The following is a 26526-nucleotide window of genomic DNA, read 5'->3' as shown; positions in this document are numbered from 1 at the left end:
CCTGTGCCGACGGCCATGACCGCCAGCTTCGGGAGTCCCCTTGCTCGATCAGATCCTGCACGCCTTCGTGACCGTGTCCGCCCTGTCTTCCCACCCGATCATCCTGGTGATCCTGGGCTTCGTGGGAGCCTACCTCGGTGGGAAGCTCGTCGAGATCATCCCGGCCACGCGGAGGATCATCGAGCGTCGTGAGGCGCAGGCGGCCGAGCGGCAGTAGCCGGGGACGAGTCCCAGGCCAGCTTCGCCGCCCCGGCGAGCCCGGCGCGCACCCCCAGCGCGGTCGGGCGCACCTGGACGGCACGGACGAAGCCGAGTCCCGCGAGGTCGTCGATCGCGCGGGACAACGGCCCGAACAGCACCTCGCCCGCTCCGGCGACACCGCCGCCGATGACCACCGTGGTCAGGTCGACGGCCGCCGTGGCGGAGACCACCATCGCGGCCAGCGCCCGCGCGCCCCGCTCGAACGCGGCCACGGCGACCGGATCCCCCGCCCCGGCGTCCCGCGCGAGCGCCCTGCCGTCCGGCACGCCACCGCCCCCAGCGGCCCGCGAAGCGGACGCGGTGTCCCCCGCGCCGGAAGCGGCGGGGGAGCCGGGGCGCCAGCCGTTCTCCAGCGCCCAGCGCACCATGTTCGGCCCGCTGGCATAGCGCTCGACACAGCCGCGCCCGCCGCACGGGCACCGCTCGCCGTACGGGTCGACGCTCATGTGCCCGACGTGCCCCGCGTTGCCGCTCGGGCCGAGGAGCGGGACACCGTCGATGACGAGCCCGCCCCCGATCCCCGTGGACACCACCACGCCGAGCAGCGCCGCGCTGCCGCGTCCCGCGCCCAGCCAGTGCTCGCCCAGCGCGAAGCACTGCGCGTCGCCGGCCAGCACGGTCGGCAGCCCGGTCAGCTCCCGCACGTGGTCACGCAGCGGGAAGTCCCGCCAGGAGGCGATGTTCACCGGGCTCACCGTGCCCGCCGCCACGTCCAGCGGCCCCGCGCAGCCGATGCCCACCGCCTGCGGCCTGTTCCCCTCGGCGACCCGGCCCACCAGACCGGCGAGCGCGCCGAAGACCTCCCGCTCCGGCGTGGGCGCGGTGCCCGAGCGCAGGATCGCGCCGGATGCGTCGACGAGCGCGGCGGCGAGCTTGGTGCCGCCGATGTCGATGGCCAGAACCGTGCTCGTTGGCGTGCTCATCAGTGCTTGTGGTGGTTGTCGGGCTGACGGGGATCGCCGGGATGCTCCAGTCCCGGCACGAGGTCCACGCGCTCGGCCCGCAGCCGGTCCAGCCACCGCGCGAACCGCCTGCGCCTGGCCGCCTCCACCAGCCCGGCCTCCTCGCCGCCCGGGTGGTCAGCCTCCGGGGCCGGCCGGGCGACCGCGACGTGCCACCCGAGCGCGTCGCGCACCGGCCCCACCAGCCTCCCGTACGGCCCTCGCCGCACCTGTCCGGCGAGGGCCGCGGGCAGCGTGTCGAGTGCGACGGCCCCCAGGTCCTCAAGGTCGTCCTCGTCCACCTCGCCCGGAGGGGAGGCGAACAGCCGATGCCGCACCAGGAACCTCTCCCCGCCCCGGGACGCCGCCGGGACACGCCAGGCCGGCGGCACCTCGGCGTCGGCCGTGACGTGCTCGTACAGCGCCCGCACCCACGGACTGCCGTTGAGCGCGGCGGCGTTGATGGACCCCAGCTCGACGGCCGCGAGCCGGTCCAGCGGCGGCCGTTCGACGGGGGCGAGCCCCAGCGCCCGCGCCTCCTCCTCGCACAGCACCTCGGTCAGGATGACCTGGGTGAGCCAGCGGGCCAGCTGGCGGTCCTCGGCGCTGCCCGGCACGGGGAGCGCGGCGCTCATAGGCCCGTCGCGCAGCTCCCGCAGGCGGCGGTCGAGCGGCGCGCGGGGCACCGGCCGCCCGTTCACCCAGCCGATGACCGGCCCCACGCCGGGCGCGGCGGCCGCCCCGGTCGCGGGCGGGCGCGTGCGCACCGGCTCATGCCCATGCCCATGGCTGTGCCCGTGCCCATGCCCGTGCGTGTGGCTCATCGCGACACCTCCAGCCGGACGACGGGCGCGTACTGACAGCGGCCGAACCACATGACCTTCGCCAGCGCCCACGAGTGCCCGGCGGGCGCGTCGGAGGGCACCTCCACCGGGAAGGACACCTCGGCGGTCTCCCCGGCGCCCACCGTGAAGCCCTGGACGACCGACGGCAGCATCTCCCAGGTGCCCCACGGCGAGGCCAGCTGCGCCTCGCCGCGGATCTCGCCGGAGGTGGTGTTCGCCAGCCGTACGACCAGGCGGGAGCGCTCGCCAGGACGCAGGGACAGCGTGTCGGCGGCGGTCTCCACCACCAGGCCGGTGGCGCGGCCCTCGGCCGCCTTGGTGCCCTGGGCCGCCACGCCGTCCTCGGGCACCGGGCCAGGCACGGGCAGCTCGGGCGCCTCGCCCAGCGCCACGGTCAGCACGTCCTCGACGACCTGGCCGCCCACGGCGGTCCTGGCGGCGACGAAGTGCAGCCCCTGGCCGGGGGTCGGGGTGACGGCGACGGGGAAGCGCACGTGGCCGCCGGGCTCCAGGCGGAAGACCCGCCGCGAGGGGGAGACGGTCCACCCGGCGGGCGCCTCGATCTCGACCACGCCCTCGTGCGGCGCGTCGACCAGGTGCGAGGCCACGACCACCGAGGCCTCGAACGGCTCGCCGGAGGCGACCAGGCCGGGGGAGATCGCGACAGAGACCGGCAGGTACCCCAGCGGAGCCGGGCCCTTGTTGTGGAGCCAGTAGCGGCTGTAGACCGGCTGGGCGGGCTCGCGGGTCGCGCCCAGCTCCTCGCCGGAGCCGGGCAGCGCGGCGGGCGCGAGGTAGGTGGCCACCTGGAAGCCGGACAGCTCCAGGCTGGCCGGGCCGTGCCGCCGCTCCAGCAGGTCGGACGCGACCAGCTCGGCCACCGGCAGCACCGACGAGCGGAGCGAGGCGCGCACGCCCAGCCCCGTGGACTCCACCAGGCGGATCGTCACGCCGTCGCCCGGATCGGCCGACCGGCCGTGCGCGTGCGGGTTGCCGGTGGCCTTGACCGTGCCGAGCAGCACGTCCCGCGCGGGATCCACGCGCAGCAGGGAGTGCGTGGCCGGCAGGTCGCCGCCCGGGCCCTCGACCACGCGGGGCAGCAGCGGGGTGACGTACTCCTGGCCCAGCGCCGGCAGGTTCAGCTCGCGCCAGTCGCCCTCGCCGCCGACCAGGCAATAGCCGAACTCGTGCGTCCAGTGCTGCAGCTGGAAGGCCGACCCGTCGGGGGTGGTACGGCGGGGCGGGTCCAGCCACACCCCGGACGGCCAGCCGGTGCACGAGCGCATGAGCGACAGGTGCAGCGCGCCGGAGGGGTCGACGGCGAAGCCGGGCAGGCCGTAGGTCAGCAGGGCGACCGTGCGGTCCTCCAGCGTCTCCTCGCCCAGCGGGCAGGTGGCCTCGATGCGCGCGTCCGCCAGGTCGGCCACGAGGTCCGCCATCGGCCCCGCCACGACGAGCGCGGGGAGCGCCCGCACGTCGCGCAGGTCGGCGCCGGGCTGCCAGACCTCCTCCAGCGGCTTCTCGGCGGGCACCCACACGCGCCCGGAGGCGGCCAGTTCCTCGGTGAAGGCGTGGTCGACGCGCTCCAGCAGCTCGGCGGCCAGCGGGTTGACCTCGGGGCCGCCGAGGATGATGCGCACGTCGGGCAGGTTGGAGTCGACGTCGAGCCAGCCGTACCGGGAGCCGGGGGCGGAGGAGGTGGTGGCGGTGACGCCGGCCCTGGCCAGCGCCACGACGAGGTCGCGGGCGGCGGGCGCGTCCTGGAGCGTGGGGACGATCACCTCGGCGACGCCGATCGCCCGGCTGCCCGCCTCGCCCAGGTCGACGCGGGCGGTGGCGGACAGGCCGAACCAGGTGTTGGCGGGGTTGTCGAGGGTCCAGGGGTGCTCGGCGGAGTCCACGTCGGGCAGCGCGAAGCCGCGGCCGATCACCGCGCCCGCGACGTCGGAGACGGGCAGCGCGCCGGGGACGCGGGCGGGGAAGCGCACGCGCAGCAGCCGGTCGGCGCCGGTGTAGTCGAGGATCCGGGTGGTGAAGTCGATCCGGTCCGAGCCGGCCCACAGGGTCACGACCTGCTCGTAGGCGACCTCGCCCAGCTCGCCGGTGATGATCAACCGCTGGCCGAGGGGCGAGGTCTCGGCGCGGACCGTCGCGCCGGTCTGGCTGGAGCCGGTCACGTCGCCGTTGGGCATGAGGTGCCAGGGGCCCTCGCCCATGTCGGGGTGCTGGGGGTACTCGCCGTAGAGGCGCAGCTCGTTGCCGGGGCCGGTGAGCAGCTCCCGGCCGGAGGCGAGGTCGAGGACGGAGGCCAGCGTGCCGCCCCTGGCCGGGTCGGCGGTGACGCGCCAGCGCTCGTTCTCGACGGTCAGGCCCTCGGCCGGGGTCCAGCCGGGGGCCTCGCCGTCGACGACGCGGTAGGTGCGCCAGCCCATCGACGGCACCTCGCGGGCCATGAACACCGTGACGCCGTCCTCGGCCAGGCAGGGCACTCCCTCGACGGTCTGGCCGGGGGCCAGCCGTACCCGGACCAGGCCGTCGCGGGCGAAGGACAGCGTGTTGACGACCACGACGCCGCGGCCGTCGGCCGAGACCTGGGCCGTCAGCGCGTCGAGGGCGCGGTCGCGGGCGTCGGCGGCCAGGTCGTAGGCCTCGCGCCAGCCGGTCAGCAGGTCGATGTAGACCTGGTCGGACTCCGAGCCGGTGATCGCGTCGTGGTGGGCGCCGTAGGCCAGCTGCCGCCACACCTTGTCCAGCGCGGCGTGCGGGTAGCGGCCCAGGCCGAGCAGCGCGGCGAAGGCGGCCAGCTTCTCGGCGTCCGTGGCGGCCACCTCGGCGGCCCGCTGGGCCTGCTTGGTGTCGATGTAGGAGACGTCCTTGCCGGTGTAGACGGGGTTCATGTCCCGGGTCTGCGGGCTGAACGCCGAAATCTCGGATCTGACGGCATCGAGAAAGTCTCGCGGCGTTCCGCACACGAATTTCGGCCAGACGTAACGCTCGGCGAAAGTCCGGTGGATGTCGGTGACCCACTTGTTCGGCGGGGTGTAGTCGGTGCCGACCGGCAGCAGGATGCTCTTGGCGGCGGCCACGGGCTTGAGCGCCCGGTAGAGCTCGTAGACGGCCTCGATCGCCTCCTCCAGCGACGCCGAGGAGTCCATCCACCAGCCCGCCGAGTAGTGCGCGGGCATGTAGTGCGTCAGCACGCCCAGCCCCGAGGGCGAGATCCACTCGAACTCGCTGGGGAACTGCATGAGCGTGGCGTCGTTCTTGGCCTGCCTGAAGTTCTTGCTGATCGGGCCCCACTGGTGGAACGGCCCGCGGGCCCAGGCGCTGCCGGTCAGCCCGGCGGCGGCGAGATACCCGGGGAACTGCGGGTCGTGGCCGAAGGCGTCGAGCTGCCAGGCCGTGCGCGGGTCGCCGCCGAGGATGTCGCGCTGGTAGCCGATGCCGTAGACGATGTTGCGTATGGTCGTCTCGGCCCCGGTCAGGTTGGTGTTGGGCTCGTTGTAGGTGCCGCCCATCAGCTCCACGCGGCCCTCGGCCATGAGGCGGCGCAGGTCGGCGCGGCGCTCGGGGTGGGTGTCGAAGAACGGCTTGAGGTAGTCGATCTCGGCGAGCACGAACTTGTAGTCCGGGTCGCGCAGCGCCAGGTCGATGTGCGCCTCGACCAGGGCGAAGGCGTTGCGCTCCCACAGCGGCCGGGTCGTGGCGTCGCCGGAGAGGAACTCCCACGGGCTGGTGTAGGCGGCCTGCGTGTTCCACCACACCGGGTCGTAGTGGAAGTGCGAGACCAGGTACATCGTCCAGCCCGGCTCCTCGGCCGTCACGGTGGTCTCCAGCACCTCGTCGCCCGCGATGACAACGCAGGACACGGCGGTGCCGTACGGCACGCCCACCCGCAGCGGCGCCTCCAGCGTCACGGTCCCCTTCCCGGCCGGCACGGTCACGGGCGCCGCCAATTCCACGCCCTCGCCGCGCACCCGGAGAGGAACCTCCTGCTCGCCCCGCTCGGCGACTACCTTCAGAATCTGGTACGGCTCCGCCTCCGAGCCGGTGAACAGGTCGGTCGACTCGGCGGACAACAGGCGAACGGGCACGGGGACTCCTGACGACGCGGTGACGGCCACCGCAACAGTAGGCCCTCCACCCGCCGATGGCAACGTTGTCATAGACGGTTCAAGGTCATCTGACAGCGGTGTCGCGGTTTCCCGTCCCGGCGCCCGCCATGCCGGGATAACGTTGTCACGTGAACCGTGATCGCCGGCCGACCATGAAGGACGTGGCCGAGGCCGCCGGGGTGGCGCTCAAGACGGTCTCGCGCGTGGTCAACGGCGAGGCCACCGTCGCCCCCGAGACGCTGGACCGCGTCCAGCAGGCCATCCGCACGCTCGGCTACCGGCGCGACGAGGGCGCCCGCCAGCTGCGCCACGGCAGGTCGCAGGCCATCGCCCTGGTCGTGCGCGACATCGCCGACCCGTTCTTCGCCGCCATCGGCCGGGCGGTGGAGACCAGGGCCGAGGAGGACGACCTGGTCGTCATGATCGGCTCCAGCCACGACGACCCCGCCCGCGAGCGCGAGGTCGCCCTCGGCTTCTGCGCCCGCCGCCCCACCGGGCTCATCATCGCGCCCATCGCCAAGCGGCAGGACTACCTGCTGCCCGACATCTCGGCGGGCCTCGCGGTCTGCGCGGTGGACCGCCCGGCCCAGGGCATCCCCTGCGACGCCGTGCTGAGCGACAACGCCGCCGGCGTCAGGATGGCCGTGGAGCACCTGCTCCGGCACGGCCACCGCCGCATCGGCTACCTCGGCGACGACCCGGCCGTCTTCACCGCCCGCGAGCGCGTGGCCGCCTTCCGCGCCACCATGGCCGAGCACGGCGTCCCGGTCGACGAGCACGAGGTACGGCTCGGCGCGCCCGGCCGGGAGTTCGTCGCCGCCGCCCTGCGGACCATGTTCGACCCCTCCGACCCGGTCACCGCGCTGGTCACCGGCAACAACCGGATCACCGCCGAGGTGCTCAGGCACCTGGCCGACGCCCCGCACCGCCCCGCCCTGGTCGCCTTCGACGACCTGGAGCTGGCCGAGCTGCTGCGCCCCGGCCTCACGGTCGTCGCCCAGGACCCCGTGGCCATGGGCGAGGCGGTGATGCGGCTGCTGTCGTCCCGCCTGGCCGACCCCGCCCGCGAGCCGGCCGAGGTGCGCATCCCCGTCCGGCTCATCCCGCGCGGCTCGGGCGAGCTGCGCCCGCGCTGACCCGCCGGCCTCAGTACGGCAGTCCCTTGTCGGCGAAGGCCTTGCGCAGGTACGGCATCTTGAACTTGGGGTAGGCCACCGTCGTCGCGTCGCCGTCGGACGTGTAGCGCATGTCCGGGTTCTTCTGCAGCCAGTCCAGCCAGGCGTGCGAGCAGAACTGCGCGCAGTCGCCCTTGCGTTCCATGGCCTTGATCCGCGGGATGTTCATCGGGTCGAAGGTCACGCTGAACGGCGACTGGCCCGGAGTGTACCCGGCGAGGAAGAGGCCCTTGTGCTCGTAGGAGCCGGCCTTCTGCGCCCACGCCTTCTTGCTGGGGTGGTTGCCGTACGGCAGCGCCAGCGTCACCGGGTCGACGCCGGCCAGCTTCTTGACCTTCCGCTGGATGGAGTCGATCTGCTTGACGACCTCGCGCTGCGGCCTGCCGCGCAGGTTGAGGTGGTCGTGGGTGTGGTTGCCGATGTCGAACCCGTTGTCCTTCAGCCACCTGAGCATCTGGGCCTGCTCCTCGACGGTGGTCTTGCCGAACATGTCGCGGGTGACGTAGAAGGTCGCGACCGGCCGGAAGCCCGGGTTCTGCGCCGCGACCTCACGGAGGATGGCCACGGCGGTGTTCGGCTTGACGGTGCCCAGCTCGTCCAGCGTGAGCTGTGAGGGCGAGGAGTCGTCGAAGGTCAGGACGACGGGATGCTTCCCGGCCGGAATGTCGATCTTGCCGGTGACGTACTCGGCCGCGGTGATCGGGACGTAGCCCTCCCTGGCCAGCCGTTCGAGGTCGGCACGGAACTTCGCCGGCGTGCGGTCGTCGTCCGTATCCGGCTTGTCCACGATCCGGTGGTACATCAGGACCGGGATCTGGCCCAGCTCGTTGGCCTTGACCTTGGCGGCGGCGGCCGCCTTGGCCAGCTTCGCCTGCCGCACCTTCGCCGCCTCGTCCTGCTGGGCGACCGGCTTGACGGCCGGCTGCTGCGAGCCGCATCCGGCCAGCAGAGCGAGCGCTATGACAACCCGCACACGCATGGAAACCCCCCGATTACTCCACGTGCTCGAAGGTGTACCCAACGATGTGCGCTGCCGTACCCAAGAAAACGCAAAAGGGCCGCCCGCGCGGGCGGCCCTTCTCGGGGTGGCGCTCAGGCCATCTTCTTCCTGAGGTTCTCGTCGATCGCGCCGAGGAACTCCTGCGTGGTCAGCCACTTGGTGTCGCCGCCGACCAGCAGCGCGAGGTCCTTGGTCATCTGGCCGCTCTCGACGGTCTCGATGCAGACCTGCTCCAGCTTCTCGGCGAAGTCGACGACCGCCGGGGTGTTGTCGAGCTTGCCGCGGTGGGCCAGGCCGCGCGTCCACGCGAAGATCGAGGCGATCGGGTTGGTGGAGGTCGGCTTGCCCTGCTGGTGCTGGCGGTAGTGGCGGGTCACGGTGCCGTGGGCGGCCTCGGCCTCGACCGTGCGGCCGTCGGGCGTCATGAGCACGGAGGTCATCAGGCCGAGCGAGCCGAAGCCCTGCGCGACGGTGTCGGACTGGACGTCGCCGTCGTAGTTCTTGCACGCCCAGACGTAGCCGCCCTCCCACTTCAGCGCGGCGGCGACCATGTCGTCGATCAGGCGGTGCTCGTAGGTCAGCCCGGCCTTCTCGAAGTCGGCCTTGAACTCGGTCTCGTAGACCTCGGCGAAGATGTCCTTGAAGCGGCCGTCGTAGGCCTTGAGGATGGTGTTCTTCGTCGACATGTACACCGGGTAGTTGCGCGCCAGGCCGTAGCGGAAGGACGCGCGGGCGAAGTCGCGGATCGACTCGTCCAGGTTGTACATGGCCAGGGCCACACCCGGGCCGGGGAACTCGTAGACCTCCAGCTCCATCGGCTCCGAGCCGTCCTTCGGGGTGAAGGTCAGCGTCAGCGTGCCCTCGCCCGGCACCTTGACGTCGGTGGCGCGGTACTGGTCGCCGAAGGCGTGACGGCCGACCACGATGGGCTTGGTCCAGCCGGGCACCAGGCGCGGGATGTTGGAGATGATGATCGGCTCACGGAAGATCACACCGCCGAGGATGTTGCGGATCGTCCCGTTGGGGGACTTCCACATCTTCTTCAGGCCGAACTCCTGGACACGCGCCTCGTCAGGGGTGATGGTGGCGCACTTGACGCCCACGCCGTACTTCCTGATGGCGTTGGCGGCGTCGATGGTGACCTGGTCGTCGGTGGCGTCACGGTGCTCGATGCCGAGGTCGTAGTACTTCAGGTCGACGTCGAGGTAGGGAAGGATCAGCTGGTCCTTGATGAACTGCCAGATGATCCGGGTCATCTCGTCGCCGTCGAGTTCGACGACGGGGCCCTCTACCTTGATCTTGGGCATGCGTGTGGTTCCCCTTCAACGAAATTGTGCAATGAGGCTATCGGACTAGCCGAAGAGCCCGAGAAGGCGCTCCTTGAGCTCGGGGTACTCCAGGAACAGGGCCACCGCCACGAGGCCCAGGCCGAAACCGCCCAAGGTGGCGATGTCGGTCCTGGGCTTGCGGGGGGCCAACAGCCCGCCGTACCCGGCGAAGCGCAGCGCGGCGGCGACGAGCAACACCGACCCCAGGGCGAACGCACCCCACTCCACGTCCACCCAGAAGATCGAGAGCATGGCGAGGGCCGCGCCCGCCAGGATCAGCGGGTACGGCCCCCAGCGCTCATCGTTCGTCAATAGGCTTCCACTTCTGGTCGCGCTCGCCGATGTACTCGCTGTCCGGCCGGATCAGCCTGTTGTCGGCGTGCTGCTCGATGACGTGGGCCGTCCACCCCGACATGCGGCTGACCGAGAACACGGCGGTGAACAGGTCGGTCGGGATGCCGAGGTAGTGGTAGACCGTCGCGGCGTAGAAGTCGACGTTCGGGTACAGGTCCTTGGCCTCGAAGACGACCTCCTCCATTTCCTTGGACATGCGGTAGTAGGTGTCGTCGCCGGAGGCCTCGGCCAGCTCGGCCGACATCTTGCGCAGGTGCGTGGCGCGCGGGTCCTCGGTCTTGTAGACGCGGTGGCCGAAGCCCATGATCTTCTCGCCCGCGGCGAGCTTGTCCCTGACGGTCTGGGCGACCTTGCCGGGCTCGATCGACTCCAGCGTCTTCATGACCTGCTCGTTGGCGCCGCCGTGCAGCGGGCCCTTGAGCGTGCCGATGGCCGCCACGATGGCCGAGTGCATGTCCGACAGCGTCGCGGCGCAGACCCTCGCGGCGAAGGTCGAGGCGTTCATCGTGTGGTCGGCGTGCAGTACCAGGCACTCGTCGAAGATCTCGATGTGGCGCCGCGGCGGCCTGCGGCCGGTGATCTGGAGCAGGAAGTTGCCGGCGATGCTCAGCTCCGGGTCCGGATCCGGTACGGCCGAGCCGGTGCGGGCGTGGTGGTAGCGCGCGACCAGGACGGGTTGCTGGGCGACCAGGCGCGCGGCCTTGCGCAGGTTGGCCTCGGGCGCGATGGAGTCCTTGTCGGGGTCGTCGGCGCCGGCCAGGGAGACCAGCGAGCGCAGCGCCTCCATGGGCTTCTGCTTCTCCGCGATCTCCTCGACGTTCTGGGCGACCAGGGCGCCGAGCTCGCGCCCGTCGTGCAGCTCGGTGTTGTAGTCCGCCAGTTCCTGGCGCGTCGGCAGCTTGCCGCGCTGCAGGAGGTAGGCGGTTTCTTCGAACGTCGCGCGGCCGGCCAGATCGTGGATGTCGTATCCGCGGTAGAAGAGGCGACCGGCCTTTCCGTCGATGTCGCTCAGCGCTGTGGACGCGGCTACGACATCGGCGAGGCCTTTCGTGGGCTTGTCCGCCATGAGTGTTTCCTCCGCTTATCTTCGTCCGAAGTCTACCCGTGAGCAGGGAAAAGGGGTCGCAGAGGTCCAGACCAATTTCAGGCGGGATTCTCCTTACGGCAAAGGCGATTCCCCATCCCTTCGTCTGGGTAAGCCGGAGCTGTAGCAACAGTAACGGCGGGCTACCTGGGGAGGAACTGTCGTGGAGGGGCCCTTCATCCGCATCGAGGACACTGGCGAGGTGGTCCCGTTGCGCCCCGAGGTCACGACGGTCGGCAGGGGCCGGGGTGTGGACATCCGGCTGACCGATCCGAGCGTGTCTCGGCTCCACGCTGAGTTCGTACGCCGCGGACCCTACGTGTACGTCGTTGACCTGGGCCTGTCCCGCAACGGCACGCGCGTGAACGGCAGGCCGATCGCCCGGAGGGTGCTCGACGACGGCGATGTCGTGTCCTTCGGCGCCGCCCGCTGCCGCATCGGCGGCATCCCGCGCGAGGACTTCGTCCCCGAGGTCGAACTCCGCAGGGCCGCGGCTCCCGAGCTCACCAGGCGCGAGGTGGACGTGCTCACCTCGCTGTGCCGTCCGGCGCTGTCGGACGAGGCGTTCGTCGCGCCGGCCACCGCGCGCGAGATCGCCGACGACCTGGTGGTCACCGAGGCCGCCGTCAAGCAGCACCTGCTGCGGCTGTACCAGAAGTTCCGCATCCCGGAGGGCACCAACCGGCGCACCCGCCTGGCCAACGAGGTCGTGGCGCTGGGCCTGGTCAGGCCCACCCCGGTGGTGCCGCCGCAGCGGTCGGCCGGGTCGAGCCAGCAGGAGAGCCAGCCGGCGGGTCGCCGGGCGTCCTGAGGACGACGCGCTCCGGTCCGGCCTCCAGCGGCGCGGGGAGCCGGAGCGGGCCCGCGCCGGGAGTGATCGTGCCCAGCACGCGCGGGCCTGCGGCGCCGGTGCAGCCGGGCACGGTGGCCGGCAGGCCGTGCGCGGTCAGCCAGCCCAGCAACGAGAAGGCGACGGCCTCCTTGACGTCGCGGATCTCGCTGACGACCACCTCGGCGCTCACGCGCTCGCGTAGCATGCGCAGCAACGTGGGGTTGCGCGCGCCGCCGCCCGACACCACGACCAGCTCCAGGTCGTGCCGCCGGATCTCGGCGGCGGCCGTCTCGGCGGTCAGCGCGGTCAGGGTCGCGACCAGGTCTTCCAGCGGGAGATCGGCCTTGACCCGGCCGGCGACGTAGCCGGGCGTGAACAGTTCCTTGCCGGTGGTCTTGGGCGGCTCCCTGCGGTAGTACGGCTCCTTGAGGAGCTCGGCGAGCAGGCCCTCGTCGACCTTCCCCGCCGCCGCGAGCCTGCCGTCCGCGTCGTACGGCGGAGCCGCCGCGTCGATGAGCGCGCATCCCGGGCCGGTGTCGTAGGCGAGGCCGGCGTCGCGCACCGTGAGGTTGGCGATGCCGCCCAGGTTGAGCGCGCCCGCCCGCTCGGGCAGCGTCATCAGGTCGAGGTAGGACACCAACGGCGCGCCCTGCCCGCCCGCCGCCACGTCGCGCGCCCGCAGGTCCGAGACCACCGGCACGCCGGTCCGCTCCGCGATCCAGGCCGGCTGGCCCAGCTGGAGCGTGCCGCGCACCCGGCCGTCCGCCACCCAGTGGTACAGCGTCTGGCCGTGGGAGCAGATCAGGTCCACTGTGCCCGCCGTGGCCGCCGCGCCTGCCACCTCGGCGAAGACCTGGCCGATGAGCGTGTCGAGGGCGCAGACCTCGGCCATGTCGAGCCTGCCGGGCGGGAGCGCCCTGACGATGCGCTCCCGCAGGTCCGGCGGGTAGGGGGTCTCCCCGGCCCGCTCGACCACCCCGGTCAGCACGCCGTCCGCGAGCCGCCAGTCGACGACCGCGTGGTCGACGCCGTCGTGGGAGGTGCCCGAGATCAGGCCGAGGACCCGCATCTAGACGATCACCCGGTGGCCGTTGCTCGGGCGGCTCACGCGGTTGGCCCTGTCCACGGCCAGCGCGTAGTAGTACTGCCCGCGCCTGCCCTCGGGGTCGACCCAGGTGACGTGCCGGTCGCCGGGCACCACGGCCACGAGGTTGGCGGCGTTCTCGAACTGGGCGGCCCGGGCACGCTCGTCGAAGCGGAAGATCGCGAACAGGAAGGGCTCCTTCGGGCCGGTCGCGACCAGCCGTACCCGCACGCCCTCGTCGGTCGTCCTGGCGAGGGCGACCACCGGGCGGTGCGGCTTGGGTCCGGAGGCCAGCCGGGGGAGCACGGGCGCCAGCGCGGGCCTGCCGTAGTGGTCGGCGACGACCGTCGTGACCGAGCCGATCCGGTCGGCGCGCACGTCGCCCGCGCTGAACCAGATGTCGCCGCTCACCTGGGGGTAGTCGCGGTTGAGCGTGAGGTGCTTGGACAGCTCCTTCGGGTCCTGCCACTGCGGCGCGGTCTGCGCGGGGTCGCCCGCCTTGTAGGCCGCCTGGCCGATCCACAGCAGCGTGCCGGTGCCCTGCGCCACGTCCGACCACCAGGGCACGAGCTTGGCGTAGTCGGCGTTGGACTGGCCGATGTACCAGTACAGCTGCGGCGCGATGTAGTCCAGCCAGCCCTTCTTGACCCAGCCGCGGGTGTCGGCGTGCAGGTTGTCGTAGGACTGCCCGCCGGAGGTGTCCGAGCCGAGCGGGTCGGTGGCCTTGTTGCGCCAGATGCCGCTCGGGCTGATGCCCCAGGCGATCTCCGGCTTGGTCTCCAGCACCCGCTGCTGCATCTCCGAGACCATCAGGTCGACGTTGTTGCGCCGCCAGGCGGCCAGGTCGGGGAAGCCCGCGCCGTACTTGGCGAACGCCGCGGCGTCGTCGAAGGCCGTGGTGTTGGTCGGGTAGAAGTAGTCGTCGAAGTGCAGGCCGTCGATGTCGTAGCGGGCGATCGCGTCGAGCATCGCGTCCTGGCAGAACTTGCGCACCTCCGGCAGGCCCGGGTTGTAGTAGAGCCGCCCGCCGAACGCGACGATCCACTCGGGGTGCTTGCGCCCGGGGTGGTCGGGGTGGAGCTTGGCCGGGTCGCCCTGCATCGACACGCGGTAGGGGTTGAACCACGCGTGCAGCGCCAGGCCGCGCTTGTGGGTCTCCTCCACCGCGAAGCCGAGCGGGTCGTAGCCGGGGTCCTGCCCTTGGACGCCGGTGATCCACTGCGACCACGGCTCGTACGGCGAGGGCCAGAAGGCGTCGGCCGTGGGGCGGATCTGCAGGAAGATCGAGTTCAGCTTGCGCTGCTGGGCCAGGTCGAGCCAGGCGAGGTACTCCGCCTTCTGCTGGTCGACCGTGAGGCCGGGCTTGGACGGCCAGTTGATGTTGAGGACCGAGGCGATCCACATGCCGCGCATCTGGTGCAGCGGCGGGACCCACTCGGCGGCCGACGCGGCCGTGGACGCTAACGCGGGGAACGGGACGGCGGTGGCCGCCGCCGTGAGGGCCAGACCGCGCAGGACGGTCCTTCGGGAGGGAGCGCTCATTGCGGGACTCCAGGGGGTGTTGTCATCCAGGGCGACGATGGCAGAAAATTACCTTCCGATCAATATCTGTGAAGGAAACCGTCATGCTCACTGAGGCCCTGACCGTCCTCCAGCCGGGTTTCGACGGCACGACCGCTCCCGACTGGTTGCGCAGGGCCCTGGGCTCGGGACTGGGCGGGGCCGTGCTGTTCGCCAGGAACCTGCCGGGCCCGGCCATCGTGCGCGAGCTGCGGGCGGAGAACCCCGACGTGGTGATCGCCATCGACGAGGAGGGCGGGGTCGTCACCCGCCTGGAGGCCCGGGCCGGCAGCTCCTTCCCCGGCAACTGGGCGCTGGGCGTGGCCGACGACGTCCGCCTGACCGAGCGGGTGGGGCGGCAGATCGGCCAGCTGGTGGGCGAGTCGGACATCACGCTGAACTACGCCCCGACCGTCGACGTCAACGCCGACCCCGCCAACCCGGTCATCGGGATCAGGTCGTTCGGGGCCGACCCGGAGCTGGTCGCGCGGCATGCCGCCGCCTGGGTGCGCGGGCACCAGAGCGCCGGGGTGGCGGCGTGCGCCAAGCACTTCCCCGGGCACGGGGACACCGTCACCGACTCGCACCTGGCCCTGCCGACCGTCCACGCCTCGCTCGACCTGCTGGACGAGCGAGACCTGCGCCCGTTCCGGGCGGCGATCGAGGCCGGGGTGCGGGCCGTCATGGCCGGGCACCTGCTGGTCCCGGCGCTCGACGAGACCATGCCCGCCTCGCTCAGCGCGGCGGCCTACGACCTGCTGCGCACGTCGATGAGGTTCGACGGGCTCGTGGTGACCGACGCCATCGAGATGAAGGCGGTGGCCGCGCAGTACCCCCTCGGCGAGATCGCGGTGCGCGCCCTGGCCGCCGGGGCGGACGCGGTGTGCGTGGGCATCGTCGACGAGGCGGGGCTGTACGGGCTGCGAGACGCCGTCGTCGAGGCCGTCCGCTCGGGACGGCTGCCCGAGGAGCGGCTGGCGGAGGCCGCCGCCCGGGTGCGGACCCTGGCCGAGTGGTACGGCAAGCAGGACCGCACGCGCGTGGCGGACCCGGACGCCGGGACGGAGGCGGCCCGGGCGGCGCTCACGGTCGTGGGCGACGCGCGGCTCACCGCGCCCCCGCTGGTCGTGGAGCTCAACCCGCGGCTGAACGCGGCCGTCGACCCGGCCACGCCGACCGGGCTGACCGCGGTGCTGTCGGACCGGCTGCCCGGCACCTCCCACGTGCGCGTCGCCATGGGGGAGGAGCTGCCGGCCTTCGGCGAGCGGCCCGTGGTGCTGGTCGTGCACGACGCCTCGCGGCACGCCTGGGTACGGCAGGCGCTGGAGCAGGCCGTGTCCCGGCGGCCGGACGTCATCGTCGTGGAGACCGGGATCCCGGACCGGCCCATGGGCGCCGCCTACGTCGCGACGCACGGGATCTCGCGGGTGTCGGCGCAGGCGGCGGTCGACCGGCTGCTCGCCGCATGAAGGCCCTGGGCGACGGCACCAACCCGATCGCCGCGGCGCGCGCCGTCCTGCCCTCGCTGACGCCCGCCGCGCAGGCCATCGTGAAGATCATCATCGCGGACCCGGGCGTCGTGGTGCGCAGCACCATCACCGAGTTCAGCGCCCTGGCCGGGACGAGCGAGGCGACGATCGTCCGCACCGCCCGGGCGCTGGGCTACTCCGGCTACTCGCAGCTGCGCTTCGCGCTCGCCGCCGCCGTCGCGCGCGAGCAGCCCGAGCGGCTCGTCCCCGGCGACCTCGGCCCCGACGACCCGCTCACCGACGTCATCGCCAAGGTCACGCGCGCCGAGTCCGACGCCATCGCCGACACCGCCGCCCAGCTGGACCCCGGCCTGCTGGGCTCGGTCGTCGCCGCGCTCGCCGCCGCGCGCCGGGTCGAGGTGTACGGCGTGGGCACCTCCGGCCTGGTCTCGGCCGACCTGGCGCAGAAGCTCATGCGCATCGGGCTGTCCAGCCGCGCCTACAGCGACGCCCACCTGGCCTCCACGAGCGCGGCGCTGCTGGGCGCCGGCGACGTCGTCGTGGCGGTCAGCTACAGCGGCGAGACGCCCGACGTGCTCTTCCCCGCCGCCACCGCCAAGGAAGCCGGCGCGCTGGTGGTGGCCATCACCAACAACCCGCGCTCCTCCCTCGCCGTCCTGTCGCACCACGCGCTCATCTCGGCGGGCCGCGAGACGTCCTTCCGCCCGGGCGCGCTGGCCAGCCGCATCAGCCAGCTGCTCATCGTGGACTGCCTGTTCGTGGGGCTGGCGCAACGCACCTACGCCACCGCCGAGGCCGCCCTCCGCGCCACCCGCGAGGCCCTGGACTCCTTCCGCACCCGCTAGCGAGGGCCGGGCCCGCTCTTCGCCGACCTCGACCGGCGGGTGTCACCTCAGGGTGGCGAACCTGATGCCAGCCGCGTGGAGGCGCCTGATCAGCGGCTCGCCCATGGCTGAGGCGGTGGTCAGCTGGCCGGCGGCCCGCGGGGTGTCGTCCAGGGCGAGGCACAGCGCCGACTCCGCGAGCATCTTGGCCGTCTCGTCGTAGCCGGGGTCGCCGCCCGACACCCGCGTGATCACGCGCCTGCCGCCGCCCTCGCCGACGAAGGTGGCCTGGAACCAGTTGCGCGCCCGCCGCTGCGGCGAGGGGCCCTCGCCGGGCGGGAGGCGGTTCATGAGCATGCGGCGCGCGGGCGGTACCTGGGCCAGGACCGTCACGGCCGCGGCGGCGGACGCCGCGGCGACGGCGGCGGGCAGGGGACCGGCCGCGTAGTACTGGCGGTAGGCGAAGTCGGGGCCGTAGCGGTCGAGCAGCCGCGCCGACCGGCCCACCACCAGGCAGTCGATGCTCGGCATCGGCAGCGCCCAGCCGCCGGCGTACCGCAGCACGCCGGGCCGGGAGCTGACCCGCCTGCCCGGCGGCCGCGGCTCGGCGCGCCGCCGCCGGAGGGCCGCCTCCACCAGTTGCCGGGGCCGCGACAGGATCGTCAGCGCCGAGGCCAGCGTGCCACCGGAGGCCCGCATGTCGCCGCGCAGGAACCCGCTCACGCGCAGCGGCACGCCCTCGGGCAGCTGGTTGACGGTGTGGAGGACGCCCAGGTCCCAGGGGATGGAGTCGAAGCCGCAGGCATGCACGATCTTGGCGCCCGACCGCCGGGCGACCGCGTCGTAGCGGACGTACACGCGGTCGAAGAACTCCGGCTCGCCGGTCAGGTCGAGGTAGTGCGTCCCGGTCTCGGCGCAGGCCCTCACCAGCGGCTCGCCGTAGGTGACGTACGGCCCGACGGTGGTGGCCACGATCCGCGCCTGCTCGGCCAGCGCGCGCGGCCGCTCGGCGTCGGCCACGAGGACCGGCGCGTCCAGCCCGAGCGCCTCCAGCTTGGCCGGGTCGCGCCCGGCGAGCGCCCAGCTCACGCCGGGCGGGGCCGCCTTGGCGAGGTACTCGGCGACCAGCCTGCCGGTGAACCCGGTGGCGCCGAAGAGCACGATGTCGTACACCCTGCCAGAATGTCATTCTGCCGGCGCGAAAGGAAACGGGGGCGTCCCGGCGGGCACGTGTCCCCGCCCGTGGGCGGATGCGGCGGGGAAGTATGATCGGGGAATTGGCTCGGGGCGGGGACGCCGGCGTTTCAACTCGCTTCTGAACTGTGACGTCACGAGGAGTTAACGGATGCCTGGAGGGAATCTCGGCGTCGTAAAGTTTGGCTCGTCAGGCTTGTGCTTACGTGGGGATGACGAATGCCGCATATCGCGCCTTTGGCGGGGAGCGATCCTCGGCAGCTGGGATCGTTCCGGCTGACGGGGCGCATCGGGGAGGGCGGTCAGGGCGTCGTCTACCTGGGGGAGAACGAGCAGGGCGAGAAGGCGGCGATCAAGCTCCTGCACATCAAGTTCAGCGGCGATTCCATCGCCAGGTCGCGCTTCGCCCGCGAGCTCAAGGCCGCCCAACGGGTGGCGTCGTTTTGCACGGCGCGCGTGCTCGAAGCCGACCTCGAAGGGGACACGCCGTACATCGCGAGCGAATACATCGAAGGCCGCTCGTTGCGCGAGATCGTCGACACCGACGGGCCGCTGCGGGGGACGGCGCTCGACAGGCTGGCCATCGGGACGGCGACCGCGCTCACGGCCATCCACCACGCCTCGATCGTGCACCGCGACTTCAAGCCCGACAACGTGCTGATAGCGGCCGACGGGCCGAGGGTGGTGGACTTCGGCATCGCCAGGATCATCGACTCCACCGGGACGATCACCAGCCGCGCGATCGGCACGCCGGCCTACATGGCGCCCGAGCAGATCTCCGGCGACGAGGTGGGGCCGTACACCGACGTGTTCGCGTGGGGCGCGACCATCGCGTTCGCGGCCACCGGCAAGACCGTCTTCGAGGGCACCTCGATCGCGGTCGTGCTGAACCGCATCCTCAACCACGAGGTCGACGTCAGCGTGATGCACGAGCCGCTGCGCGGCACGGTGCAGGCGGCGCTGTCCAAGGAGCCCGACAGGCGGCCCACGGCCGACCAGATCCTGCTGCGGCTGCTCGGCCAGCCGGATTCGGCGGGGGCGTCCACGGCGCTGCTGAGCCAGGGAGCCGAGCTGGCCGGCGACGACACCTCGCCGATCCCCCGGCAGCGGGTGACGGTGGCCGGGCGGACCGGGCAGCAGCCGTCCGGGCCGCTCACCCAGCCGGCCGTCCACCACGGCCAGCCGGGGGCCGGCCAGTCAGGGATCACCCAGCAGGGAGCCGGCGAGCCGGGAGGCGGCCAGCAGGGGGTCAGCCAGACCCTTCAGGCGGCTCCCGGGCGAGCCCAGGCGCCTTCCTCCGGTTCCTCCGGCCCGGTCCGGGCGCCTTCCGGGCCGTTCCAGGCGCCCCCCGCACCCCCCGCGCCTCCCGCCGAGCCGCCGCGCCGCCGTACCGGACCCTGGATCGGCCTCGGCCTGGCGGTGGTGCTGATCGTGGCGGCGGTGGCCGCGCTCGCCTGGCGGGGCGTGCTGCCGCTCCCGTGGGGCGCCGATCCGTCGGTGGATCCCACGCCGGAGGAGTCGCCCGGGACGTTCACCTCGCTGGTGGACAAGGTGGCCAAGACCGGCAAGATCGTGATCGGCGTGAAGGGCGACCTGCCCAACATCGGCCTGGAGAGCCCCGCCAACCGGTTCACCGGCTTCGAGGTGGAGCTCGGCCGCCGGATCGCCCGCGGCCTCGGCGCGGACCCCGACGGGATCACCTTCGTGCGCGTCTACCGCGACACCCGCGACGACGTGCTGATCAATGGTGAGGTGGACCTGGTCCTGGCGACCTACACGATGGACGACGGCGACGTGCAGTTCGCCGGGCCGTACTACCTCGCCCACCAGGACGTGCTGGTGCGCGAGGGGGAGGGCATCGAGAAGCTGGCCGACCTCGCGGGCAAGAGCCTGTGCGCGCCCCAGAGCCCGTCGGTGGGCAACGTGCAGCGCCGGGTGCCGGAGGTCAAGCTGGTGCGCGCCTCCGACTACGGCGAGTGCATGAACATGCTGAGCGCCGGCACGGTCGACGCGATCCCGGGCGAGGACCTCATCCTGGCCGGCTTCGCCCAGCGTGCGCTCGCCCTCCACCGCGTGCTGGGCGCCAAGCTCACCAACGAGCGGTACGCCGTGGGCATCAAGAAGGGCGACGTGCGGGCGTGCAAGGCGGTCACCGGGATCCTGGCCGAGCTGTGGCGCGACCGGACGATGGCCAAGCTGCTCAAGCAGTACTTCGGCAAGGTGAGCTTCAAGCCCGAGCTGAAGCAGCCCGCCGCCGCGGCGTGCGGCTGACCCCTCCGGGCGGGGCGCAACGGGGAGCGGTAACATCCACAGGTCGTCACCAACGAATCGATCCGCGAGTGAGGGGAAGGCCATGGCCCCCGTCAAGGTAACCGTCACCGGAGCCGCCGGGCAGATCGGCTATGCGCTCCTGTTCCGCATCGCCTCGGGGCAGCTGCTCGGTGCCGACGTCCCGGTCAAGCTGAGCCTCCTGGAGATCCCGCAGGCCGTGAAGGCCGCCGAGGGCACGGCCATGGAGCTGGAAGACTGTGCCTTCCCGCTGCTGTCCGGCATCGAGATCACCGACGACCCCAACGTCGCCTTCAACGGCGCCAACGTCGCCCTGCTGGTCGGCGCGATGCCGCGCAAGGCCGGCATGGAGCGCGGCGACCTGCTGTCGGCCAACGGCGGCATCTTCAAGCCGCAGGGCAGGGCGATCAACGACCACGCGGCCGACGACATCCGCGTGCTGGTCGTGGGCAACCCGGCCAACACCAACGCGCTCATCGCGCAGCGCAACGCGCCCGACGTCCCGGCCGACCGCTTCACCGCGATGACCCGCCTCGACCACAACCGGGCGATCTCCCAGCTGGCCGCCAAGCTGCAGGTGCCGGTCACCGACATCAAGCACATGACCATCTGGGGCAACCACTCCTCGACGCAGTACCCCGACCTGTACCACTGCGAGGTGGGCGGCAAGGTCGCGGCCGAGCTGGTCGACGAGGCGTGGCTGCGCGAGACCTTCATCCCGACCGTCGCCAAGCGGGGCGCGGCCATCATCGAGGCCCGCGGCGCCTCCTCGGCGGCCTCCGCGGCGAACGCGGCGATCGACCACGTCTACGACTGGGTCAACGGCACGGAGTGGACCTCGGTGGCGCTGCCGTCCGACGGCTCGTACGGCGTGCCGGAGGGGCTGGTGTCGTCGTTCCCGTGCCGGTCGGTCAACGGCAAGTGGGAGATCATCCAGGGCCTGGAGATCGACGCCTTCTCGCGGGAGCGCATCGACGCCTCCGTCGCCGAACTCATGGAGGAGCGCGACGCGGTTCGCGAGCTGGGGCTCATCTGACGGTCGCCCCATCGGGGCTCGTCGGGCGCGTTTCGCCGACGTCCCCTCTTGCCGTCGCGCGGCTCCCCGCCTCTGGGGTGCGGGACCAGGGGGAGAAAAATGGTCGTGGTGCGGGGCCGGGGAGTGCCCGGGCGGGTGGTTCCCCGGTTTTGGGGATGTCAAACAGGTTTTGATCGTCGGGCGAAGCGTGTCGAGTGGGCATCAGGCCAGGTCACCGCGTTGAATAGGGGCCCATGGGGTCGTTCCCGGCGAGGGTGTTCGCCGGTCTGCTTGGTGTCGTTGTCTGTACGGTTCCCCCGGCGGTGTGTGCCGACGTGTGGGGTGCGGCGGACCTGTCCGTGAGGGTGGTTCCCCGCCCCGCGATCGCGCAGCCGGGGCAGCGCATCGTCTACCGCGTGCGGGTGACCAACGCCGGGCCCGGTGACGCGGTGCTGCCGGTGTTGAGGGTCAGGATGCCCGCCGAGGTGAAGGTCGTCTACGTCGACGTGGCCGACTGCCGTCCGGGCGGGTCGGCCTCCGAGATCGTGTGCGCCTCGCCGACGGACGTGCTCGCCGGCGGCACGGGCCGGGTGACCATCGTGGGGATCGTCCGCCCGGGCGCCCGCGGCCCGCTGCGGGCGACCGCGAACCTGACGTCCGAGGTCGTCGACGGCGACGAGGCCGACAACACCGACGTGGTGACGACGCGCGTCGACGAGGGTGCCGACCTGGGCGTACGGCTGCGCGCCGCCGGGCGGCACGCCCTGTCCGCGCACGTGCGCAACCGGGGGCCGCGTGCCGTACGGGACGCGGTCCTGTCCTTCACCAGCGGGGCGGCGCGCAGGCTGTCGGTGCACGGGGCGCACTGCCGGCGGCGGGCCGGGCAGCTGGTGTGCCGGCTGGGCGCGGTGCGGTCAGGGGAGCGGGTACGGCTGGACGTGGCCCTGCGGCGCGGGGCGGTCGCGAGCGCGCTGAAGGCCGAGGTGCACTCCGCCAGGCTCGGCGACCGCCACCCGGCCGACAACGTCGCCCGGCTGCGTTAGCGAGCGCGGGACGTCGGGCAGGGCGACGGGGCGGGGGCGGCCGGGGCGGTCGTGGTCGTCGCGAACACCACCCCGGCGGCGGCCAGCAGGCTGCCGATCACGATGAGAACACCGAAGATCAGCTTCGTGACCCTAGGTGAAAAGCTCCTCACGTTTCGGTATCAAACCATACCCAGGCCGGTCATTTCCCGGAAAGCGCGGCGAAGGCGTCCTCGACCATGTCCCTGAGCGCCGCGCGCTCGGGCTTCCAGCCGAGCTCCCGCTGGATCCTCTCCGAGGAGGCCACGAGGATCGCGGGGTCGCCGGGGCGGCGCGGTCCGACCTTGACCGGGATCGGGTGGCCGGTGACCTCCCGGCACACCTCGATGACCTCCTTGACCGAGAAGCCCGCCCCGTTGCCCAGGTTGTAGACCTTGTGCTCGCCGGGCGCGCACGCCTCCAGCGCCAGCAGGTGGGCCCGGGCCAGGTCGGCCACGTGGATGTAGTCGCGCACGCAGGTGCCGTCGGGCGTGGGGTAGTCGGTGCCGAAGACGCTCACCTCGTCGCGCTCGCCGGTGGCCACCTTCAGCACGTTGGGGATCAGGTGCGTCTCGATCGCGTGCCGCTCGCGGTAGGGGCCGTAGGCGCCCGCGACGTTGAAGTAGCGCAGGCTCACCGCTCCCAGGCCGTGCAGGCCGGCGTAGGCGGTCAGGGCGGTGTCGACGGCCAGCTTGGAGGCGCCGTAGGGGTTGGTGGGGCGGGTGGGCGCGTCCTCGGTGATCGGGGTGCGCTCCGGCTCGCCGTACGTCGCGGCGGTGGAGGAGAACACGATCTTGTTGACGCCCTCCCTGCGCATCGCGTCGAGCAGCGCCAGCGTGCCGCCGAGATTGTGCGACCAGTACAGGCCGGGCTTCTCGACCGACTCGCCCACCAGCGACTTGGCGGCGAAGTGCAGGACCGCCTCGACGCCGTCGAGCGGCGGGTCGGCGATGGAGCCCTCGACGAAGCGGGCGCCCGGCGGGACGGCGTCGCGGTGCCCGGTGGACAGGTCGTCGAGCACGGTCACCTCGTGACCCGCCTCGAGTAGCTGGGCGGCCACGACGCTGCCGATGTACCCGGCGCCTCCGGTGACCAGAAGTCTCATGTTCACCTCTGTTGGAATAAGTTTGAATTTGTAGGGCTGCCTTCAGCATACGCCGCCCGAGTACGCTGGCAGCGCCGTGAACGAGCTCGTCGCCAACATCGCCATCGTCCTGCTGTTCATTCTGGTGGGCGGATACTTCGCCGCGGCCGAGATGGCGATGGTGTCGCTGAGGGAGAGCCAGGTCCGCAAGCTGAGCGGGCACGGCCGGCGTGGCGGGCGTGTCGCCAAGCTCGCGCGCGACCCCAACCGGTTCCTGTCCGCCGTGCAGATCGGCGTGACGGTCGCCACGATGCTGTCGGCCGCCTTCGGCGCGGACCGGCTGGCCCGCCAGCTGGTGCCGGTGCTCGAGGGGTGGAACGTCCCGGTGGCCGTCGCGCCGCCGCTGGCCCTGGTGCTCGTCACGCTGGCGATCTCCTACGTCTCGCTCGTGCTCGGCGAGCTCGCGCCCAAGCGGCTGGCCAGGCAGCGGGCGGAGGGGTTCGCGCTGTTCGTCGCGCCGTTCCTGGACTGGATCGCGACGCTGTCGCGTCCGGTCATCTGGGCGCTGTCGAAGTCGACCGACGGGGTGGTGCGGCTGCTGGGCGGCAACCCCGATGCCGACCGGGAGCAGATGACCACCGAGGAGCTGCGCGACATGGTGGTCGGGCACGCCGAGCTCACCGCCGACGAGCGGAACCTGATCGCGGAGGTCTTCGCGGCGGGCAAGCGGCAGGTGCGCGAGGTCATGCTGCCGCGGACCGAGGTGGAGTTCATGGAGGCCGACACGCCGCTGGCCGAGGCCGCCGTGCTGGCCGCCGCGATGCCGCATTCCCGCTTCCCGGTGTACCGGGAGTCCTACGATGAGATCTTGGGATTCGTCCATGTCCGCGACCTCCTGGACCCGGTGCTGACCGGGCGGCTGGAGCCCATCCACGAGGTGGTGCCGATCCGGCCGGTCAAGTTCGTCCCGGCCTCCAAACGGATCCTCACCACGCTGTCGGAGATGCGCGACGAGGGGCACCACCTGGCGATCGTGGTCGACGAGTACGGCGGGACCGCGGGGATCGTGACCCTGGAGGACCTCGTCGAGGAGCTGATCGGCGACATCAGGGACGAGTACGACGTCGAGGGCGACACCGTCGTCCTGCCGGCCGGGGAGATCGAGGTCGACGGGCTGACCAACCTCACCGACTTCCACGCCGAGACCGGGATCCGGCTGCCGGACGGGCCCTACGAGACCGTGGGCGGCTTCGTCATGGCGCGGCTGGGGCACGTCGCGTCGGTGGGGGAGCGGGTGGAGATCCCCGGCTTCGAGATGACCGTGACCGAGATGGACGGACGCCGGATCGCCCGCGTCCACGTGAAGCGACGCGCGGTGATCGAGTCGCACCCCGAGCCGGATTCCTGACACAATCTTCAGCTATGGCCAGACCTCGTGTTCTCTCCGGCATCCAGCCCACCGCGGACTCCTTCCACCTGGGCAACTACCTGGGTGCCGTCCGTCAGTGGGTGGCCTTGCAGGAGACGCACGACGCCTTCTACTGCGTGGTCGACCTGCACGCCATCACCGTGCCCACCGATCCGGCCGACCTGCGCCGCCGCACCCGGGTGGCCGCCGCGCAGCTGTTCGCGTGCGGGCTGGACCCGGAGCGGTCCACCGTCTTCGTCCAGTCGCACGTGCGCGAGCACACCGAGCTGGCCTGGGTGCTCATCTGCCAGACGGGCATGGGCGAGGCCGCGCGCATGACGCAGTTCAAGGACAAGGCGGCCAAGTACGGCGAGAGCTCGGCCAGCGTCGGGCTGTTCACCTATCCGATCCTGCAGGCCGCCGACATCCTGCTCTACCAGGCCAACCGGGTGCCGGTGGGGGCCGACCAGAAGCAGCACCTGGAGCTCACGCGCGACCTGGCCCAGCGGTTCAACCACCGCTTCGGCGAGACCTTCACGCTGCCCGAGCCGTACATCCCCAAGGACGTCGAGAAGATCACCGACTTGCAGGACCCGACGGCCAAGATGTCGAAGTCCTCGTCGTCTCCGGCGGGCATCCTCGACGTGCTGGAGCAGCCCGCGGCGCTGCGGAAGAAGATCATGCGGGCGGTCACCGACACGGGCGCCGAGGTGCTCTTCGACGAGGAGAACAAGCCCGGCATCTCCAACCTCCTGCGCATCCAGTCGGCGCTGACCGGCGTGCCGATCCCCGAGCTCGTCGCCCGCTACGAGGGGCAGGGGTACGGGACGTTCAAGAAGGACGTCGCCGAGGTCGTCATCGAGGCGTTCGCACCCATCCGCGAGCGGACCGAGAAGCTGCTGGCCAACGAGGCGGAGCTGGACCGCCTGCTGGCCGTGGGCGCCGCCCGCGCCCGTGCGGTGGCGCAGGAGACCATGGCCCAGGTCCGCGACCGGGTCGGCTTCCTGGGCGTCTGACGCTTCCTGGCGTCTGACTTTTCCCGAGCGTCAGCGGAACCGCCGCCTGCCCAGCGCCGCGAGCACGGGGCGCAGGGCGTCGGCGGCCTGCCGTACCGTCTCCTCGGGGATCCCCGCGACCACCGCGTCGTGCGCGCGCACGGACACGTCGAGGGCCTTGACCGCCACGCGGCGGCCCTCGTCGGTGAGCTGCACCCAGCGGCTGCGGGCGTCCTCGGGGTTGTCCTCGCGCTCGACGTAGCCCGCGGCCGCCAGGCGCTGCAGGACGTTGCTGGTGCCCCCGGAGGTGAGGAACAGCGACTTGCTCAGCTCGCTGGGCTTCATCCGGTACGGCGGGCCGGACCGGTGCAGCGCCGCGAGCACGTCGAACTCGGCATACGTCAGCCCCAGGTCGGCCAGCCCGGCGCGGAGGGCGTCGTGGAAGACGGCGCCGATCCGGGAGATCCGCTTGCTGAGCTCCAGGGCCGCGATCGTGGGAGCGGGCAGCCCGCTCCACCCCGTCACCAGCGCGTCGACCTCGTCTCGCTCCTCCACGGCTCCAGGGTAATCGCCCGCACATTGCTTTA

Annotated in this window: 22 protein-coding genes; 10 read left to right on the top strand and 12 right to left on the bottom strand. The window is 72.2% G+C overall.

Annotated elements, in window-relative coordinates; translation table 11 throughout:
- Positions 1 to 40 precede the first annotated feature (40 nt).
- Entirely contained in the window at positions 41 to 217 is a 177-nt protein-coding gene (locus BSB02_RS41105) for a hypothetical protein (RefSeq protein ID WP_169729420.1), read from the top strand.
- Here BSB02_RS41105 and BSB02_RS22790 read toward each other — a convergent pair.
- Genes BSB02_RS22790 through BSB02_RS22780 form a run of 3 tightly spaced genes read right to left on the bottom strand, consistent with a single transcriptional unit; the run spans position 177 to position 6141 of the window.
- Positions 177 to 1184: an ROK family protein gene (locus BSB02_RS22790; RefSeq protein WP_084961630.1), complete on the bottom strand. Its 1008-nt coding sequence runs from the start codon at positions 1182 to 1184 to the stop codon at positions 177 to 179. The two genes, BSB02_RS41105 and BSB02_RS22790, sit on opposite strands and share 41 nt — an antisense overlap.
- Positions 1184 to 2026: a DUF7158 domain-containing protein gene (locus BSB02_RS22785; RefSeq protein ID WP_240506596.1), complete on the bottom strand. Its 843-nt coding sequence runs from the start codon at positions 2024 to 2026 to the stop codon at positions 1184 to 1186. Before BSB02_RS22785 ends, BSB02_RS22790 begins: the two co-directional genes overlap by 1 nt.
- A complete protein-coding gene (locus tag BSB02_RS22780) occupies positions 2023 to 6141 on the bottom strand; it encodes a glycoside hydrolase family 38 N-terminal domain-containing protein (RefSeq protein WP_084961628.1) in 4119 nt (1372 codons plus the stop codon). Before BSB02_RS22780 ends, BSB02_RS22785 begins: the two co-directional genes overlap by 4 nt.
- A gap of 149 nt (positions 6142 to 6290) precedes the next feature.
- On the opposite strand from BSB02_RS22780, the gene BSB02_RS22775 reads away from it, so the two are divergent.
- Positions 6291 to 7298, top strand: a complete 1008-nt coding sequence (locus BSB02_RS22775) for a LacI family DNA-binding transcriptional regulator (protein WP_240506595.1) — start codon at positions 6291 to 6293, stop codon at positions 7296 to 7298.
- A gap of 10 nt (positions 7299 to 7308) precedes the next feature.
- Here BSB02_RS22775 and BSB02_RS22770 read toward each other — a convergent pair whose 3' ends face one another.
- The 4 genes from BSB02_RS22770 to BSB02_RS22755 form a co-directional block, all read right to left on the bottom strand.
- Positions 7309 to 8316 carry a polysaccharide deacetylase family protein gene (locus BSB02_RS22770; protein WP_084961624.1) on the bottom strand — a complete coding sequence of 336 codons (1008 nt, stop codon included), beginning with the start codon at positions 8314 to 8316 and terminating at the stop codon, positions 7309 to 7311.
- A gap of 113 nt (positions 8317 to 8429) precedes the next feature.
- Entirely contained in the window at positions 8430 to 9644 is a 1215-nt protein-coding gene (locus BSB02_RS22765) for an NADP-dependent isocitrate dehydrogenase (protein WP_084961622.1), read from the bottom strand.
- A 45-nt stretch (positions 9645 to 9689) separates the two neighbouring features.
- A complete protein-coding gene (locus BSB02_RS22760; protein WP_084961620.1) occupies positions 9690 to 9977 on the bottom strand; it encodes a DUF3017 domain-containing protein in 288 nt (95 codons plus the stop codon).
- Positions 9964 to 11085 (bottom strand): citrate/2-methylcitrate synthase, encoded by a 1122-nt coding sequence (locus BSB02_RS22755; protein ID WP_084961618.1) that lies wholly within the window; start codon positions 11083 to 11085, stop codon positions 9964 to 9966. The genes BSB02_RS22760 and BSB02_RS22755 overlap by 14 nt, the downstream gene beginning before the upstream one ends.
- Positions 11086 to 11266: 181 nt before the next feature.
- Here BSB02_RS22755 and BSB02_RS22750 point away from each other — a divergent pair, with 181 nt between their 5' ends.
- Entirely contained in the window at positions 11267 to 11914 is a 648-nt protein-coding gene (locus tag BSB02_RS22750) for an FHA domain-containing protein (RefSeq protein WP_084961616.1), read from the top strand.
- Here BSB02_RS22750 and BSB02_RS22745 read toward each other — a convergent pair.
- Positions 11829 to 13004 (bottom strand): anhydro-N-acetylmuramic acid kinase, encoded by a 1176-nt coding sequence (locus BSB02_RS22745; protein WP_084961614.1) that lies wholly within the window; start codon positions 13002 to 13004, stop codon positions 11829 to 11831. The genes BSB02_RS22750 and BSB02_RS22745 overlap by 86 nt on opposite strands.
- The gene (locus BSB02_RS22740; RefSeq protein WP_084961612.1) at positions 13005 to 14561 is read right to left on the bottom strand and encodes a glycoside hydrolase family 10-like protein; all 1557 of its coding nucleotides are present in this window, start codon (positions 14559 to 14561) and stop codon (positions 13005 to 13007) included. It lies immediately after the preceding gene.
- An 83-nt stretch (positions 14562 to 14644) separates the two neighbouring features.
- Between BSB02_RS22740 and BSB02_RS22735 the strand changes: the two genes are divergently transcribed.
- A complete protein-coding gene (locus tag BSB02_RS22735) occupies positions 14645 to 16048 on the top strand; it encodes a glycoside hydrolase family 3 protein (protein WP_084961609.1) in 1404 nt (467 codons plus the stop codon).
- Positions 16045 to 16914, top strand: coding sequence for a MurR/RpiR family transcriptional regulator (locus BSB02_RS22730; protein ID WP_084961607.1), 870 nt, complete (start codon positions 16045 to 16047; stop codon positions 16912 to 16914). The genes BSB02_RS22735 and BSB02_RS22730 overlap by 4 nt, the downstream gene beginning before the upstream one ends.
- 42 nt (positions 16915 to 16956) lie before the next feature.
- On the opposite strand, the gene BSB02_RS22725 is transcribed toward BSB02_RS22730, so the two are convergent.
- Complete coding sequence (locus BSB02_RS22725) at positions 16957 to 18066, bottom strand: saccharopine dehydrogenase family protein (RefSeq protein ID WP_084961605.1); 1110 nt, start codon at positions 18064 to 18066, stop codon at positions 16957 to 16959.
- Between the two features lie 240 nt (positions 18067 to 18306).
- Between BSB02_RS22725 and BSB02_RS22720 the strand changes: the two genes are divergently transcribed.
- The 3 genes from BSB02_RS22720 (at position 18307) to BSB02_RS22710 (ending at position 22434) form a co-directional block, all read left to right on the top strand.
- Positions 18307 to 20358, top strand: a complete 2052-nt coding sequence (locus BSB02_RS22720) for a serine/threonine-protein kinase (RefSeq protein ID WP_084961603.1) — start codon at positions 18307 to 18309, stop codon at positions 20356 to 20358.
- 82 nt (positions 20359 to 20440) lie between these two features.
- Complete coding sequence (locus BSB02_RS22715; RefSeq protein WP_084961601.1) at positions 20441 to 21412, top strand: malate dehydrogenase; 972 nt, start codon at positions 20441 to 20443, stop codon at positions 21410 to 21412.
- 338 nt (positions 21413 to 21750) lie between these two features.
- Positions 21751 to 22434: a DUF11 domain-containing protein gene (locus tag BSB02_RS22710; RefSeq protein WP_143591031.1), complete on the top strand. Its 684-nt coding sequence runs from the start codon at positions 21751 to 21753 to the stop codon at positions 22432 to 22434.
- Between the two features lie 181 nt (positions 22435 to 22615).
- On the opposite strand, the gene galE is transcribed toward BSB02_RS22710, so the two are convergent.
- Positions 22616 to 23557 (bottom strand): UDP-glucose 4-epimerase GalE, encoded by a 942-nt coding sequence (gene galE / locus BSB02_RS22705; protein WP_084961920.1) that lies wholly within the window; start codon positions 23555 to 23557, stop codon positions 22616 to 22618.
- A 76-nt stretch (positions 23558 to 23633) separates the two neighbouring features.
- Here galE and BSB02_RS22700 point away from each other — a divergent pair, with 76 nt between their 5' ends.
- Both BSB02_RS22700 and trpS read left to right on the top strand, forming a co-directional pair.
- Positions 23634 to 24944: a hemolysin family protein gene (locus BSB02_RS22700; protein ID WP_084961597.1), complete on the top strand. Its 1311-nt coding sequence runs from the start codon at positions 23634 to 23636 to the stop codon at positions 24942 to 24944.
- 14 nt (positions 24945 to 24958) lie between these two features.
- Entirely contained in the window at positions 24959 to 25960 is a 1002-nt protein-coding gene (gene trpS / locus BSB02_RS22695; protein ID WP_084961595.1) for a tryptophan--tRNA ligase, read from the top strand.
- 30 nt (positions 25961 to 25990) lie between these two features.
- On the opposite strand, the gene BSB02_RS40690 is transcribed toward trpS, so the two are convergent.
- Positions 25991 to 26494: a MarR family winged helix-turn-helix transcriptional regulator gene (locus BSB02_RS40690; RefSeq protein WP_158088705.1), complete on the bottom strand. Its 504-nt coding sequence runs from the start codon at positions 26492 to 26494 to the stop codon at positions 25991 to 25993.
- Between the last annotated feature and the right edge of the window lie 32 nt (positions 26495 to 26526).

The sequence above is a fragment of the Thermoactinospora rubra genome (genome assembly GCF_002093975.1).
Lineage (GTDB): Bacteria > Actinomycetota > Actinomycetes > Streptosporangiales > Streptosporangiaceae > Nonomuraea > Nonomuraea rubra_A.
The sequence above is the reverse complement of the archived record's forward strand: the minus strand, read 5'-3'. Positions and strand labels throughout refer to the sequence as shown.

Excerpts from the sequence above, each read along its gene's own strand:
- BSB02_RS22755 (WP_084961618.1), bottom strand. The coding sequence starts at position 11,085 with ATGGCGGACAAGCCCACGAAAGGCCTCGCCGATGTCGTAGCCGCGTCC.
- BSB02_RS22715 (WP_084961601.1), top strand. The coding sequence starts at position 20,441 with ATGGCCCCCGTCAAGGTAACCGTCACCGGAGCCGCCGGGCAGATCGGC.
- BSB02_RS22735 (WP_084961609.1), top strand. The coding sequence starts at position 14,645 with ATGCTCACTGAGGCCCTGACCGTCCTCCAGCCGGGTTTCGACGGCACG.
- trpS (WP_084961595.1), top strand. The coding sequence starts at position 24,959 with ATGGCCAGACCTCGTGTTCTCTCCGGCATCCAGCCCACCGCGGACTCC.
- BSB02_RS22740 (WP_084961612.1), bottom strand. The coding sequence starts at position 14,561 with ATGAGCGCTCCCTCCCGAAGGACCGTCCTGCGCGGTCTGGCCCTCACG.
- BSB02_RS22720 (WP_084961603.1), top strand. The coding sequence starts at position 18,307 with ATGCCGCATATCGCGCCTTTGGCGGGGAGCGATCCTCGGCAGCTGGGA.
- BSB02_RS22765 (WP_084961622.1), bottom strand. The coding sequence starts at position 9,644 with ATGCCCAAGATCAAGGTAGAGGGCCCCGTCGTCGAACTCGACGGCGAC.
- BSB02_RS22790 (WP_084961630.1), bottom strand. The coding sequence starts at position 1,184 with ATGAGCACGCCAACGAGCACGGTTCTGGCCATCGACATCGGCGGCACC.
- BSB02_RS22745 (WP_084961614.1), bottom strand. The coding sequence starts at position 13,004 with ATGCGGGTCCTCGGCCTGATCTCGGGCACCTCCCACGACGGCGTCGAC.
- galE (WP_084961920.1), bottom strand. The coding sequence starts at position 23,557 with ATGAGACTTCTGGTCACCGGAGGCGCCGGGTACATCGGCAGCGTCGTG.
- BSB02_RS22730 (WP_084961607.1), top strand. The coding sequence starts at position 16,045 with ATGAAGGCCCTGGGCGACGGCACCAACCCGATCGCCGCGGCGCGCGCC.
- BSB02_RS22785 (WP_240506596.1), bottom strand. The coding sequence starts at position 2,026 with ATGAGCCACACGCACGGGCATGGGCACGGGCACAGCCATGGGCATGGG.
- BSB02_RS22770 (WP_084961624.1), bottom strand. The coding sequence starts at position 8,316 with ATGCGTGTGCGGGTTGTCATAGCGCTCGCTCTGCTGGCCGGATGCGGC.